At 71.5% G+C, this 13,932-nt stretch carries 9 protein-coding genes; 7 read left to right on the top strand and 2 right to left on the bottom strand.

Annotated elements, in window-relative coordinates; genetic code table 11:
• Positions 1-162: 162 nt before the first annotated feature.
• On the top strand, positions 163-1,965 hold the full coding sequence (locus OG293_RS08670; protein WP_405998190.1) for a chitinase: 1,803 nt from the start codon (positions 163-165) through the stop codon (positions 1,963-1,965).
• On the opposite strand, the gene OG293_RS08665 is transcribed toward OG293_RS08670, so the two are convergent.
• Positions 1,916-2,470 (bottom strand): phosphatase PAP2 family protein, encoded by a 555-nt coding sequence (locus OG293_RS08665; RefSeq protein WP_405998189.1) that lies wholly within the window; start codon positions 2,468-2,470, stop codon positions 1,916-1,918. The two genes, OG293_RS08670 and OG293_RS08665, sit on opposite strands and share 50 nt — an antisense overlap.
• 342 nt (positions 2,471-2,812) lie before the next feature.
• Positions 2,813-4,147 carry a 4-aminobutyrate--2-oxoglutarate transaminase gene (gene gabT, locus OG293_RS08660; RefSeq protein WP_405998188.1) on the bottom strand — a complete coding sequence of 445 codons (1,335 nt, stop codon included), beginning with the start codon at positions 4,145-4,147 and terminating at the stop codon, positions 2,813-2,815.
• A 230-nt stretch (positions 4,148-4,377) separates the two neighbouring features.
• Between gabT and OG293_RS08655 the strand changes: the two genes are divergently transcribed.
• The 6 genes from OG293_RS08655 (at position 4,378) to OG293_RS08630 (ending at position 13,930) form a co-directional block, all read left to right on the top strand.
• Entirely contained in the window at positions 4,378-6,495 is a 2,118-nt protein-coding gene (locus OG293_RS08655) for an ATP-binding protein (protein WP_405998187.1), read from the top strand.
• Between the two features lie 107 nt (positions 6,496-6,602).
• Positions 6,603-8,168, top strand: a complete 1,566-nt coding sequence (locus tag OG293_RS08650) for a PucR family transcriptional regulator (protein ID WP_405998186.1) — start codon at positions 6,603-6,605, stop codon at positions 8,166-8,168.
• A gap of 230 nt (positions 8,169-8,398) precedes the next feature.
• On the top strand, positions 8,399-9,358 hold the full coding sequence (locus tag OG293_RS08645; RefSeq protein ID WP_405998185.1) for an EamA family transporter: 960 nt from the start codon (positions 8,399-8,401) through the stop codon (positions 9,356-9,358).
• Between the two features lie 139 nt (positions 9,359-9,497).
• Complete coding sequence (locus OG293_RS08640) at positions 9,498-10,943, top strand: aldehyde dehydrogenase family protein (protein ID WP_405998184.1); 1,446 nt, start codon at positions 9,498-9,500, stop codon at positions 10,941-10,943.
• 197 nt (positions 10,944-11,140) lie between these two features.
• Positions 11,141-13,078, top strand: coding sequence for an acyl-CoA dehydrogenase family protein (locus OG293_RS08635; RefSeq protein WP_405998183.1), 1,938 nt, complete (start codon positions 11,141-11,143; stop codon positions 13,076-13,078).
• A gap of 72 nt (positions 13,079-13,150) precedes the next feature.
• Entirely contained in the window at positions 13,151-13,930 is a 780-nt protein-coding gene (locus OG293_RS08630; protein ID WP_405998182.1) for a hypothetical protein, read from the top strand.
• Positions 13,931-13,932 lie beyond the last annotated feature (2 nt).

Genomic DNA, 13,932 nt, shown 5'->3' with positions numbered 1-13,932 from the left:
CACCGACCCGCCCCGGGCACGGGACCACGATCGGCGGCTGCCGCAATCGGGGGGACATGGGGGAGCGACGGGGGCGGGCACTGCCAGAGGTCTTGACAACAGCATTGGTCTGGACCATGTTGTGCCCGCTCCCTCTCAATCCCCCCATGCCCGGAGGCAGTTGTGGACCGGACCAGACTTCTTGCTGCCCTTTCGGCGGCCGCACTCGCCGCGAGCGCGCTCGTCGCCATGGCCGGCCCGGCCGGAGCGGCCGACACCGAACTCGCCCGCAACGGCGGCTTCGAGACGGGTCTCGACGGCTGGACCTGTACGGCCGGCAGCGGCGCCGTTGTCAGCTCACCGGTCCACGGTGGCGGTTCCGCGCTCAAGGCGACGCCCGCGGGCAGTGACAACGCCAGGTGCGGCCAGACGGTCACCGTGAAGCCCAACTCCGACTACACGCTCAGCGGCTGGGTCCAGGGCAGCTACGTCTACCTCGGCGTCACCGGCACCGGCACCACCGACGTCTCCACCTGGACTGCGTCCGCGCCGAGCTGGCAGAAGCTCTCCACCACCTTCCGCACGGGCGCGTCCACCACCTCGGTGACGATCTACACCCACGGCTGGTACGGCACGCCCGCGTACAACGCCGACGACCTCTCCCTGCTCGGTCCGGGCGGCGACCCGGTCCAGACACCGGCCGCCCCCACCGGCCTGAAGGCAGGGTCCCCCGGCTCCACCTCCGTCCCGCTGAGCTGGTCCGCCGCCTCGGGGGCGACCGGCTACAACGTCTACCGCGCCGGCACCAAGGTCATGTCCCTGAGCGGGACTTCGGCCACCGTGACCGGCCTGACCCCCTCCACCTCGTACAGCTTCCAGGTCTCGGCCACCAACAGCGCCGGTGAGTCCCCGAAGTCGGCCGCCGTCACCGACACCACCACGGCGGGCGGCGGCAACCCCGGCGAGGGCCTGCCCGCCCACGCCCTCGTCGGCTATCTGCACGCCAGTTTCGCCAACGGCTCCGGCTATCTGCGCATGGCCGACGTGCCGGACTCCTGGGACATCATCAACCTCGCCTTCGGTGAACCGACCTCGGTCACCTCGGGCGACATCCGCTTCGGCCTCTGCCCGGCGTCCGAGTGCCCGAACGTCGAGTCCCTCGTCGACTTCAAGGCCGCCGTCAAGGCCAAACAGGCGGCGGGCAAGAAGGTGCTGATCTCCATCGGCGGCGCCAACGGACAGGTGCAGCTGAGCACCACCGCCGCCCGGGACACCTTCGTCTCCTCCGTCTCGAAGATCATCGACGAGTACGGCCTCGACGGCCTGGACATCGACTTCGAGGGCCACTCCCTCGCCCTGAACAGCGGCGACACCGACTTCCGTTCGCCGACCACGCCGTCAATCGTCAACCTGATCTCGGCGGTCAGGACCCTCAAGGCGAAGTACGGCTCCGGCTTCGTGCTCACCATGGCCCCGGAGACCTACTTCGTACAGCTCGGCTACCAGTACTACGGCTCGGGTCCCTGGGGCGGGCAGGACCCGCGGGCGGGCGCGTACCTTCCGGTCATCCACGCCCTGCGCGACGCCCTCACCCTGCTGCACGTCCAGGACTACAACTCGGGTTCGATCATGGGCCTGGACAACCAGTACCACTCCATGGGCGGCGCCGACTTCCACATCGCCATGACCGACATGCTGCTCACCGGCTTCCCGGTGGCCGGTGACACCACCAAGGTCTTCCCCGCCCTGCGCCCCGAGCAGGTCGCCATCGGGCTGCCCGCCTCCACACAGGCGGGCAACGGCCACACCACGCCCACCGAGGTGAACAAGGCGCTGGACTGCCTGACGAAGAAGACCACCTGCGGTTCGTACGCGACCCATGGCACATGGCCGGCCCTGCGCGGCCTGATGACCTGGTCGATCAACTGGGACCGGTTCAACCAGGGGGAGTTCTCGAAGAACTTCGACGCGTATCCATGGAGCTGATGAGCAGCGGGACTGCGCACAGGCACCAACTGGCCAGCACATCGAGGGGCCAGTGGTAGCCGCGCAGCAGCAGTCCGATGCCCGTCGCCACCGTCAGCAGGACGGCGACAGGCATCAGCCGGGCGGAGACGAGCATGGCCGCGCCGCAATAGGCCACCGTCGCGGTGGCAGAGTGCCCCGAGGGGTAGTAGCCGCTTGCGTCGGTGAGGGGTCCGGCGCGGTCGACGAGCGCCTTGAGCGGGGCGACGAGGGCCGGCACGCATGCCATCGCGAGGGCGACGGCCAGGGCCTGGCGGCGACGGCCGCGCCACACGGCGTAGGCGATGGCCGCGGCCAGTACCGGCAGCGCCACACTCATGTTGCCGAGATCGGCCAGCAGGTCGGCCAGTCTCCGGGAGCCGTGGCCGACGATCCTGAGCTCGACGCGCTCGTCCAGGGACCGCAGCGGCCCGTTCGCGACCACCTGCCAGGTGATCACCGCGAAGACGACGGCGCACAGTGTCATGAGCGAGCCGGAGAAAAGAGAAGCCGGCCGCCTCGGAACAGGGGGGGTTGTTCCGAGGCGGCCGACTGGACCGGTTTGCCGCGCGCCCCGGGGGGTTTGGGGCGGGCGGCCATCCGATCGGTGAGGAGTTCCGGAGCCAGAGGCTCCAGTGGTGTGCGCGAGGGCACGGCCAGGACGAAGCTGGGGAGGCCTCGACCCGGAGTCGCCCGCAGTCCCCTGCGAGCTGGGTGTTTCTCTCATCTGCAGAAACCGTACGTCAGGCACAGGGGGACCGACAGGCGGATCTCCATCCCGCCATCGGCCCCCCACAGCTTCTTCACAGGCTCCGACCGTTCCTGGCGATCACACGCCGACGAAGGCCTGCTCAATGATGTCCAGACCCTCGTTGAGCAGGTCCTCGCCGATGACCAGCGGCGGCAGGAAGCGCAGCACATTGCCGTATGTGCCGCAGGTCAGGACCAGCAGACCCTCGGCGTGGCAGGCCTTGGCGAGCGCCGCCGCCGCGGCCGGGTTCGGCTCCTTGGTGCCCCGGTCCGTGACCAGCTCGATCGCGATCATCGCGCCCCGGCCACGGATGTCGCCGATGATGTCGAACTTCTCGGCCATCGCCGTGAGGCGGCCCTTCATGACCTCCTCGATCCGCTTGGCCCTGCCGTTGAGGTCGAGCTCCTTCATGGTCTCGATCGCGCCGAGGGCGCCGGCGCAGGCCACCGGGTTGCCGCCGTATGTGCCCCCGAGGCCGCCCGCGTGCGGGGCGTCCATGATCTCGGCGCGGCCGGTCACGGCGGCGAGCGGCAGACCGCCCGCGATGCCCTTGGCGGTGGTGATCAGGTCCGGGACGATGCCCTCGTCCTCACAGGCGAACCACTGGCCGGTGCGGCAGAAGCCGGACTGGATCTCGTCCGCGACGAACACGATCCCGTTGTCCTTGGCGAACTGTGCGATCGCGGGCAGGAAGCCCTTGGCCGGCTCGATGAAGCCGCCCTCGCCGAGGAGCGGCTCGATGATGATCGCGGCGACGTTCTCGGCGCCGACCTGCTTGCTGATCATGTCGATGGCCTGGGCGGACGCCTCGGCGCCGGCGTTCTGCGCACCCGTCGGCCAGCGGTAGCCGTAGGCCACCGGTACGCGGTAGACCTCGGGGGCGAACGGACCGAAGCCGTGCTTGTACGGCATGTTCTTGGCGGTCAGCGCCATCGTCAGGTTGGTGCGGCCGTGGTAGCCGTGGTCGAAGACGACGACCGCCTGGCGCTTGGTGTAGGCACGGGCGATCTTGACGGCGTTCTCGACGGCCTCGGCGCCGGAGTTGAACAGCGCGGACTTCTTCGCGTGGTCACCCGGGGTCAGCTCCGCGAGAGCCTCGGCGACCTCCACATAGCCCTCGTAGGGGGTGACCATGAAACAGGTGTGGGTGAAGTCCGCGAGCTGCGCGGACGCACGGCGTACGACGGCCTCGGCGGAGGCGCCGACGGAGGTCACGGCGATGCCGGAGCCGAAGTCGATGAGGCGGTTCCCGTCCACGTCCTCGATCACACCGCCGCCGGCGCGGGCGGTGAATACGGGCAGCACGGATCCCACACCGCCGGCGACCGCGGCGGTACGGCGGGCCTGCAGCTCGATCGACTTCGGGCCGGGGATGGCGGTGACGACGCGGCGCTCCTGCGGGATTGCGGTCATGAGGGGCTCCTGGGGGTGCTTTGGACGCTACTTGTCTCTTTCTCCGCAGGCTAGGCGCGAGAGCGGGGGGTGGGCATGCGCCGTTCGGGAGTGTTGGGGGTGTGTCGTTGTCCGCGCCGGACATAGGCGACGGCCGGTCCTCGCGGGGCGAATCAGTGAACTGACCACCCGTGGGCACTAGATTGACGGGGGCACAGAGCGGGCCTGGCTGGTCAGGGGGCAGCGGTTCAATGGATTCCGAAGGCACTTTCGACACACGCGGCACACGGTCCAATCCCGTGCCACGGCCTTCCAGGCCGCCCGCCGTGCCTCCTGCCGTACCCGCGTTCCCCGCCGTCCCCGGCCACGCCCCCACCACCCGCCCCGCCGTCGTCGACTGGCTGCGCACTCCGCGGCCCGCCGCCGAGCCCGGCGTCTGGCGCCTCGGGCACCGGGCACGGCCCGAGGAGGAGCCCGAGCTCGTCCCCGCCCGGAGGCTCGTCGCCGGAGCCGTCATCGCCCTGCTCAGCGGCTGGCTGCTGTGGTCGCTGCTGTGGAACGGCTACCTGGGCCGCTACTGGATCTGGCCGCTGCTGGTCCTCACCCCGGACTCATGGCGCTCCGACCCGCCCACCTGGGCGATCGCCAGCTACACCTACTACACGATCGTCGGCGGCGCCCTGCTGGTGTTCTTCGCCCGCGTCGGCCATGTGCCGGAGATCTGGCACCGCTGTGTGCGCCGCTCCGACAAGCCGGCCGCCGTCCCGCCGCCGCCCCCGGAAGCCGATCCCGCCGACTGGCCCGACCTGCGTTCCGCAGGTCTCCTCGACGCCGCCCAGAGCCTCGCCGACGCCACCCGCTCCGGCGCGCTCGGCGATGTCGACTACGCAAGGATCCGGCGCGCCTGGCAGGGCGTCCACGCCCGTCCGGACCGCCTCACCGCCTTCACCGACACCGTGCGCAAGCACGGCGCCGCGGCCTGTGCCCACCCCTCGGGCGTACGCGATCTGCCCGTGCGCACCGCCACCCACGACCTGGCCACCGCGCAGGTGCGGATCGGCACCGCCGTCGACGACGGGCGTAACCCGTACGCCCGCCGCACCACCGGCGTCGCCCTCGAACCCGCACTCCTCGGGACCTCACTGGTCGCCGTCGGGCCCTCCGGGTCCGGCAAGAGCGTGCGGCTCGTACGCCCCGTCGTCGAGTCCCTGTGCCTGCTCGCGCTCGCCAACCGCGCCGCCGTCGTCGCGGTCACGGCACACGGCACCGGGCTCGCCCCCGACGAGACGTTCGACCTCGTCATCGGCATCGGCCGGCCCGACTCCACCCATGACCTCGATCTGTACGGCGGAGCCGACGACCCCGACGAGGCCGCCCGCGTCCTGGCCGAGGCACTCGTCGGCGACCTCGCCGCCACCCTTCCCGGCGGCGACAGCCGCCGCGCCGCCACCGCGCTGGCCCAGCTGATCGGCCCGTACCAGTGCGTCCACGGGCACTTCCCCGCCGTAGCGGAACTGCGGGAGCTGCTCGGCGGCGCGCCCGCCGCCGTCGGAGCGCTGCGCACCGCCCTGCACGCTGCGGGCGATCCCGGCGCCGCCGCCCAGCTGCGGGAACTGGACGCCCGGGAGCGGCAGTCGGCCCGCGCCGACGACATCGGCGTGCTTCTCGCCGAGCGCATCGCCTTCCTGGACCGGCCCGCCTTCGCCCAGTTCTTCCGTACGGACGGCGCAGGCCGGCAGTTCTCGCTGCGAGCCATCGAACACCCGCTGCGAGTCCGCATCGATCTGCCCGAGCGCGGTCATGCCGAGGCTTCGAGGATCATCGCGCGCCTGGTGCTCGCCCAGTTCACCGAGGCCGCGCTGACCCGCGCGGACCGCAGCCTCTTCGCCTGCCTCGTCCTCGACGACGCGACGTACACCGTGACCGCCGACTCCGTGCGGGCCGTGCAGCGCCTGCGCTCCGCCAACGCGGGCGTGGTGTTCGCGCTGCGCACACTGGAAGACGTGCCGGAGCCGCTGCGGGGCCCGCTGCTCGGCGCGGTCGGCTGCCGGATGGCGTTCGCCGGGCTCGCACCCTGGGACGGCGGACGGTTCGCCGAGACCTGGGGCACCGAATGGGTGCAGACCCGGGACGTCACCAACCGGCAGATCATCTCCGACGAGCCCCTCACCAAGGCGCTCCACATGATGCGGCGCCTGGTCACCGGAAAGGCGGCCACGGCCGAGGCGGTCACGGTCCGCGAGGTCGAGCGGGCCCGCTGGTCCGCGTCCGACCTGGCGCACGCCGTTCCCGCAGGTCATGCGGTGCTCTCGCTGACGACCGTGCGGGGCGAGCACACGCCGCCCCTTCTGGTCGACCTGCGGACCTGAGCCGACGCCCGGACTGCTACGCCCTGGCAGAATCGAAGTACGCCGTTCATACGGGACGGCGTAATCGTCCGCACCTCCGCGCGTCTGCTTGAAGGGCTCACCGTTCCATGCCGCCCACGCTCGCCTCGCTCGTCCAGCACTCGGCGCTCAAACTCACCGTGCGCGCCGGGGAGGACCGGCTGGAGACGCCCGTGCGCTGGGCGCATGTCAGCGAACTCGCCGACCCCGTGCCGTACATGGAGGGCGGCGAACTGCTCCTGGTGACCGCGATGACGCTGGACGCCGAGGACCGTGAGGCCATGCGCCGCTATGTGCGCAGGCTGGTCGGCGCGGGTGTCGTCGGGCTCGGATTCGCGGTCGGCGTGTACTACGACGACATTCCCGACGCGCTCGTGGAGGCGGCCACGGAGGAGGAACTCCCGCTCCTCGCCGTACCGCGCCGCACCCCCTTCCTCGCCATCAGCAAGGCGGTCTCCGCCGCGATCGCGGCCGACCAGTACCGCGCCGTGACGGCCGGTTTCGAGGCCCAGCGAGAGCTGACGCGCGCGGCCCTCGCGGAGGGCCCCGGGGGCGTCGTCGCCAGGCTCGCCGCGTATGTCGACGGATGGGCCGCGCTCTACGACGCCTCCGGCGCGGTCGTCGAGGCGGCGCCCGAGTGGGCCGCGCGCCGCGCGGCCCGCCTCACGGCCGACGTGGAACGGCTGAGCGAGCGCTCGGCCCCCGCCAGCGCCGTGGTCGGCGACAGCGACGACGACCGGGTCGAACTGCAGTCGCTGGGCAGCGGGCGCCGGGTCCGCGGCGCGCTCGCCGTGGGCACGGGAGCACCGCTGGGCACCGCCGAGCGGTACGCCGTGCACTCCGCCGTCGCCCTGCTGACCCTGTCGACGGAGCGCTCACGCGCGCTCCAGGCGGCCGAGCAGCGCCTGGGGGCCGCGGTGCTGCGGATGCTGCTCTCCGGCCAGCAGGACCATGCCCGCGCCGTGGCCGGTGATCTCTACGGCGGGCTGCTCGACGCCCCGTTCCGGCTGCTCGTCGCCGACCCGGCGGGCGAGCCCGACCCGGCCGCCGAGCGCCCGATCCCCGCTTTCGCGGAATTCCTGGAGTCGGCGGCGTCCCGGGCGGGGGAGTCGCTGCTCGTCGTGCCCGACGCGGACGACCGTCTCGTGGTGCTCGCCGCCGACGGGGGCGCGGTGGTGGCCGCCTGCGCCGCCGCGTACGCAGACAAGGCGGCCGAGGACGCCGAGGTGGTCGTCGGCCTCTCGGCGCCCACCGGTCCGATAGCGGTGGCGGGCGCGTACAAGCAGGCCGAGCAGGCGCTCTCGGTGGCCCGGAGGCGCGGCCGTGCCCTGGTCGAGCACGAGGAGCTGGCCGCCGGGTCGGTCCTGCCGCTGCTCGCGGACGACGCGGTGCGCGCCTTCGCGGACGGCATGCTCCGCGCCCTGTACGAGCACGACGCGACCGGCCGAGGCGACCTGGTCGCCTCGCTGCGCGCCTGGCTCTCGCGCCACGGCCAGTGGGACGCGGCGGCAGCCGACCTCGGCGTGCACCGTCATACGCTGCGCTACCGGATGCGCCGGGTGGAGGAGATACTCGGCCGCTCCCTGGACGATCCGGATGTGCGGATGGAGCTGTGGCTGGCGCTGAAGACGACGGCGGGCCCGGCGGCGGAGTGACCGGCGCGGGCGTCGGGGCGGCCGGGCGCGACCGGCGGAAGTACTCGGAACCGGCCGGGGTGACCGGCCGGTTCCGGCGGGCGGTCGAAGTGACGGGCGGTCGAAGTGGCGGGCGGAAGGGCCGTTCTGCGATCGGAGTGCCCCAGTAGCACAAAGATCTTCGGCTTTTGTGCCCGAAGTCGGGCAAAATTGTTGGCTGTTGAGGGGGGAAGTGCTTACAGTCCTGCCTCGTGGTCACGAACTCCAGCACACCTGAGACCGGCACGTCCGTCGTCGGCGCCCCCGCGAAGTCCCCGCCCGGCCGCCGGATATCCGGCGCCGTCTGGGCGGCCCTCGCCATCGTGTACGTCGTCTGGGGCTCGACGTACCTCGGCATCCGCATCGTCGTCGAGACCATGCCGCCCTTCCTCTCCGCAGGCGCCCGCTTCGTGGTGGCCGGCCTGATCCTCGCGGCACTGGTGGCCTGGCGGCAGGGAGCCTCCGCGCTCAGGGTCACCCGCACCCAGCTCGCCTCGGCCGCCCTGATCGGCGTGCTGCTCCTGCTCGGCGGCAACGGCCTCGTCGTCCTCGCCGAAACCGCGGTCCCCTCCGGGCTCGCCGCCCTTCTCATCGCCGTCGTGCCCGCCTGGGTGGTCGTCCTGCGCAGGGCCTTCGGCGAACGGCCCGGCCTCGGCGCCTACGGCGGCGTCCTGCTCGGCCTCGGCGGCCTCGCCGTCCTCACCCTGCCCGGCCTCAGCGGTGACGTCCGCCTGTGGGGCGTCCTCACCGTGATCGCCGCGACCGTGATGTGGTCGGTGGGTTCCTTCTCCTCGTCGCGCATCCCGATGCCGGCCAACCCGTTCGCGGCCAGCGCCTACGAGATGATCGCGGGCGGCATCGGCTGTGCGATCGTGGGCCTCGGCCGGGGTGAGCAGCACGGCTTCGCGCTCGACCAGGTCTCGGCCCGTTCCTGGGCGGCGCTCGGCTACCTCGTCGTCTTCGGCTCGCTGGTCGCCTTCACGGCGTACGCCTGGCTGCTGCACTCCGCGCCGTTGTCGCTCGTGGCGACCTACGCCTATGTGAACCCGGTCGTCGCGGTCCTGCTGGGCGCGCTGATCCTGAACGAGGATCTGACCTGGCCGATCGCGCTGGGCGGCGTCGTGGTGGTGGCCGGAGTCTTCCTGATCGTCTCGACGGAGCGCCGCCGCTGAGCCGAAACACAGAGGGCGCCTCGCACGCCAAACCGTCGCAGGCCACGCCCCCACCACTCCACCCCGGACAAACGCCGGACCGGCCTCCCGCCCCTACCGTGGGGCAGAGACACCCCACCTATCTCGGAAGGGCCGGGACATGACCTCCACCCACGCCTTCTGGCTCGCCGGCCGCCAGGCCACCGGCGAGACCGCCTTCGACGTCACCTCCCCCTGGGACGGACGCCTTGTCGGCCAGGTCTCGGTCCCGACCGAGGCCCAGGTCGAGGAGGCCGTCGCCGCCGCGCACGCCGTGCGGGACGAGTTCGCAGCGACCCCGGCCCATGTACGCGCCGCCGCCCTCGACCATGTGTCGCGCCGGCTCGTCGAGCGCACCGAGGAGATCGCCCAGCTGATCTCCGCCGAGAACGGCAAGCCGATCAAGTGGGCCCGTGGCGAGGTCGGCCGTGCCGTCTCCGTCTTCCGGTTCGCCGCCGAGGAGGCCCGCCGCTTCAACGGTGGCGAGGCTCAGCGCCTGGACACCGACGCCGGCGGCCAGGGCCGTCTCGCGCTCACCCGCCGCTTCCCCAAGGGCGCCGTCCTCGGTATCGCGCCGTTCAACTTCCCGCTGAACCTCTGCGCCCACAAGATCGCCCCGGCGATCGCGGTCGGTGCGCCGATCATCCTCAAGCCCGCCCCGGCCACCCCGCTCTCCGGCCTGATCCTCGGTGAGCTGCTCGCCGAGACCGAGCTGCCCGCTGGTTCCTGGTCCGTGCTCCCGGTCCCGAACGACCAGATGCCCGCACTCGTCCAGGACGAGCGCCTTCCGGTCATCTCCTTCACCGGTTCCGACAAGGTCGGCTACGCGATCATGGACTCGGTGCCGCGCAAGCACTGCACCCTGGAGCTGGGCGGCAACGGCGCGGCCGTCGTCCTCGGCGACTTCGCCTCCGAGAAGGACCTGGACTGGGCCGCGACCCGTATCGCCACCTTCTCGAACTACCAGGGCGGCCAGTCCTGCATCTCCGTGCAGCGGGTGATCGCGGACGCCACCGTCTACGACCGGCTCCTGCCGAAGATCGTCGCGGCCGTCGAGGCCCAGGTCACCGGCGACCCGTCCGACAGCGCCACCGACGTCGGCCCGCTGGTCAACGAGGACGCCGCAAGGCGCGTCGAGTCCTGGGTCGACGAGGCGGTCCAGGCGGGCGCGAAGCTGCTCGCCGGCGGCAAGCGCGAAGGCGCCTCCTACGCGCCGACCGTGCTCGCCGACGTCCCCGCGGAGACCACCGTCGCCTGCGAGGAGGTCTTCGGACCCGTGCTGACCGTGCGGAAGGTCGACGGCGAGGCCGAGGCCTTCGCCGCGGTCAACGACTCCAAGTACGGCCTCCAGGCAGGTGTGTTCACGCACGACGTGCAGACCGCCTTCCGTGCCCACCGCGCCCTCGAGGTCGGCGGCGTGATCATCGGTGACGTCCCCTCGTACCGCGCGGACCAGATGCCGTACGGCGGCGCCAAGCAGTCCGGAGTGGGCCGCGAGGGTGTGCGCTACGCGATGGACGACTACACGTACGAGCGGGTGCTGGTCCTCACGGGCCTCGCGCTGTAACCCGTACGCGCCACAGACCGGCGGCCGGAGCCCACTGTGCGGGGGCTTCGGCCGTTGCTGTACCTCCACTGCTGTACGGCCACTGGTGGATGGGTCGGGAATCGGGTACTACGGACGAGTAGCACCGGTCGGTAAGGGCGACCCTGCGCCCCGGCCGGCATTCCCGGATGCCCCCGACTCGCGGCGAGGTGAGCCTCATGTCCGCACCACCCGACAAGACCCGGACACAGTCCCCGAAAGTCACTGAACGCGAAGCACGCCAGGTCGCCGAAGCCGCACGTGAACAGGACTGGCGCAAACCCAGCTTTGCCAAGGAACTGTTCCTTGGCCGCTTCCGGCTCGACCTGATCCACCCGCACCCCATGCCCGCCGACGAGGACACCCGGCGGGGCGAGGCCTTTCTCGCGAAACTGCGGGCCTTCTGCGAGACGAAGATCGACGGTGCGCTCATCGAGCGCGAGGCGAAGATCCCCGACGACGTGATCAACGGGCTCAAGGAGCTCGGCGCGCTCGGTATGAAGATCGATACGAAGTACGGCGGCCTCGGCCTCACCCAGGTGTACTACAACAGGGCGCTGGCCCTGGTCGGCTCGGCGAATCCGGCGCTGGGCGCGCTGCTCTCCGCCCATCAGTCGATCGGCGTACCGCAGCCGCTCAAGATCTTCGGCACGCAGGAGCAGAAGGACGCCTTCCTGCCGCGGCTGGCGCGTACCGACATCTCCGCCTTCCTGCTCACCGAGCCCGATGTCGGATCGGACCCGGCACGTCTGGCCACCACGGCCGTCCCCGACGCAGACGCGTACGTACTCGACGGGGTGAAGCTCTGGACGACCAACGGCGTCGTCGCCGATCTGCTCGTGGTCATGGCCCGCGTCCCGAAGTCCGAGGGACACAAGGGCGGCATCACCGCCTTCGTCGTGGAGGCGGACGCCGAGGGCATCACCGTCGAGAACCGCAACGCGTTCATGGGCTTGCGCGGTCTGGAGAACGGCGTCACCCGCTTCCACGCCGTCCGCGTTCCCGCCGCGAACCGCATCGGCCCCGAGGGCTCCGGACTCAAGATCGCCCTCACCACCCTCAACACCGGACGCCTCTCGCTGCCCGCCATGTGCGCGGGAGCCGGCAAGTGGTGTCTGAAGATCGCCCGCGAGTGGTCGGCAGCGCGCGAGCAGTGGGGCAAGCCGGTCGCCAGGCACGAGGCGGTGGGCACCAAGATCTCCTTCATCGCGGCCACCACCTTCGCCCTGGAAGCGGTGCTCGACCTCTCCTCGCAGATGGCCGACGAGGACCGCAACGACATCCGCATCGAGGCTGCCCTGGCCAAGCTGTACGGCTCCGAGATGGCCTGGCTCATGGCAGACGAACTGATCCAGATCCGCGGCGGCCGGGGCTTCGAGACCGCGGACTCGCTGGCGGCGCGGGGCGAACGGGCCGTCCCGGCCGAACAGATGCTGCGCGATCTGCGCATCAACCGCATCTTCGAGGGCTCGACCGAGATCATGCATCTGCTGATCGCGCGCGAGGCGGTCGACGCGCACCTGGCCGTGGCGGGAGACATCATCGACCCCGACAAGCCGCTGTCCGACAAGGCGAAGGCGGGCGCACGCGCCGGTTCCTTCTACGCCCGCTGGCTGCCGAAGCTGGTCACGGGACCGGGCCAGCTCCCGCGCTCGTACAGCGAGTTCGGTGACCTGGCGACCCATCTGCGCTATGTCGAGCGCTCCTCGCGCAAACTGGCGCGCTCGACCTTCTACGCGATGTCCCGCTGGCAGGGCCGGATGGAGACCAAACAGGCGTTCCTGGGCCGGATCGTCGACATCGGTGCCGAGCTGTTCGCGATGAGCGCGGCCTGCGTACGCGCGGAACTGATGCGGACCACCAGGAAACACGGCCGCGAGGCGCACCAACTGGCCGACGCCTTCTGCCGCCAGTCCCGCATCCGGGTCGAGGAACTGTTCACCCGTCTGTGGTCCAACACCGACGACCTGGACCGCAAGGTCGTGGACGGTGTCCTGTCCGGCACCTACACCTGGCTGGAGGAGGGCATCGTCGACCCGAGCGGCGAGGGACCCTGGATCGCGGACGCGACCCCGGGACCGTCGGAGCGTACGAACCTTCACCGTCCGATCCGCTGAAAACCCGACCCCTCCGGCGCCCCTGCCCCACAATCGACCTCTGATCACGGTCGACGGCGGAACGGGGCAGGGATGTTCGGGGCGGGGAACCACAGCGGCCGGCGACGGGCGGCCGCCGTCCTCGTGGCGGCGGCCCTCGGCGGTGTCGGCGCCTGCGGAGGCGGTGGCGACGGGGGGAAGGACGGGGGAAAGAGGGACAAGGCCGACGCCAAGCCGTCCGCCGCGGCACCCGAGGCGATGTCCGAGGCGCAGCTCACGGCGGTCTCCTTTACCGAGGGGGAGCGTGTCGGCGCGTACACCACGTCCGAGTTCACCCTCGGCGCGCCGCTCGGGGAGGACTACACCGCCGATCCCGCCGTCTGCCAGCCCCTCGTCAGCCTCGCCAAGGGCGCCACCGGCCACGATCCCGCCGCCGAGGTCAACCGTGAGGCGGACGTGGTGGGCGAGACGGCCGGGCCGAGCGTCGCCGTACAGCTGCGGTCGTACGCGAACGGGCAGGCCGCCGCCGTCATGAAGGAACTCGCCGCCGCCGGTACGCGGTGCGCGGGCGGGTTCACCGAGGAGCGGGCCCTTGCGAAGGCGAAATACCTCACGGTGGAGCCCGCGGAGGCGCCGGCCTTCGCCGGGCAGGCGGACGAGGCCGGGGCGTACCGCTTCACGATCCTCGACGTGAAGGGAAAGCTGAAGCTGTACGAGTACCTCACCGTCGTCCGTTCGGGCTCGGTCACGCTCTCCTTCCGGGCCGAGATCCTCGGCACCGAGGACATCGGGGGAGTGCCGCAGGAGGTCATGAAGGCCCAGTGGGAGAAGTTCCGGGCCGGGCTGAAGTCCGGGCCGAAGTCCGGTGGATAGGG

It is taken from the genome of Streptomyces sp. NBC_00829 (genome assembly GCF_045161795.1).
Classification (GTDB): domain Bacteria; phylum Actinomycetota; class Actinomycetes; order Streptomycetales; family Streptomycetaceae; genus Streptomyces.
The sequence above is the reverse complement of the archived record's forward strand: the minus strand, read 5'-3'. Positions and strand labels throughout refer to the sequence as shown.

Coding starts and splice junctions, on each gene's coding strand:
- OG293_RS08665 (WP_405998189.1), bottom strand. CDS start 2,470: ATGACACTGTGCGCCGTCGTCTTCGCGGTGATCACCTGGCAGGTGGTC.
- gabT (WP_405998188.1), bottom strand. CDS start 4,147: ATGACCGCAATCCCGCAGGAGCGCCGCGTCGTCACCGCCATCCCCGGC.
- OG293_RS08655 (WP_405998187.1), top strand. CDS start 4,378: ATGGATTCCGAAGGCACTTTCGACACACGCGGCACACGGTCCAATCCC.
- OG293_RS08650 (WP_405998186.1), top strand. CDS start 6,603: ATGCCGCCCACGCTCGCCTCGCTCGTCCAGCACTCGGCGCTCAAACTC.
- OG293_RS08640 (WP_405998184.1), top strand. CDS start 9,498: ATGACCTCCACCCACGCCTTCTGGCTCGCCGGCCGCCAGGCCACCGGC.
- OG293_RS08635 (WP_405998183.1), top strand. CDS start 11,141: ATGTCCGCACCACCCGACAAGACCCGGACACAGTCCCCGAAAGTCACT.
- OG293_RS08630 (WP_405998182.1), top strand. CDS start 13,151: ATGTTCGGGGCGGGGAACCACAGCGGCCGGCGACGGGCGGCCGCCGTC.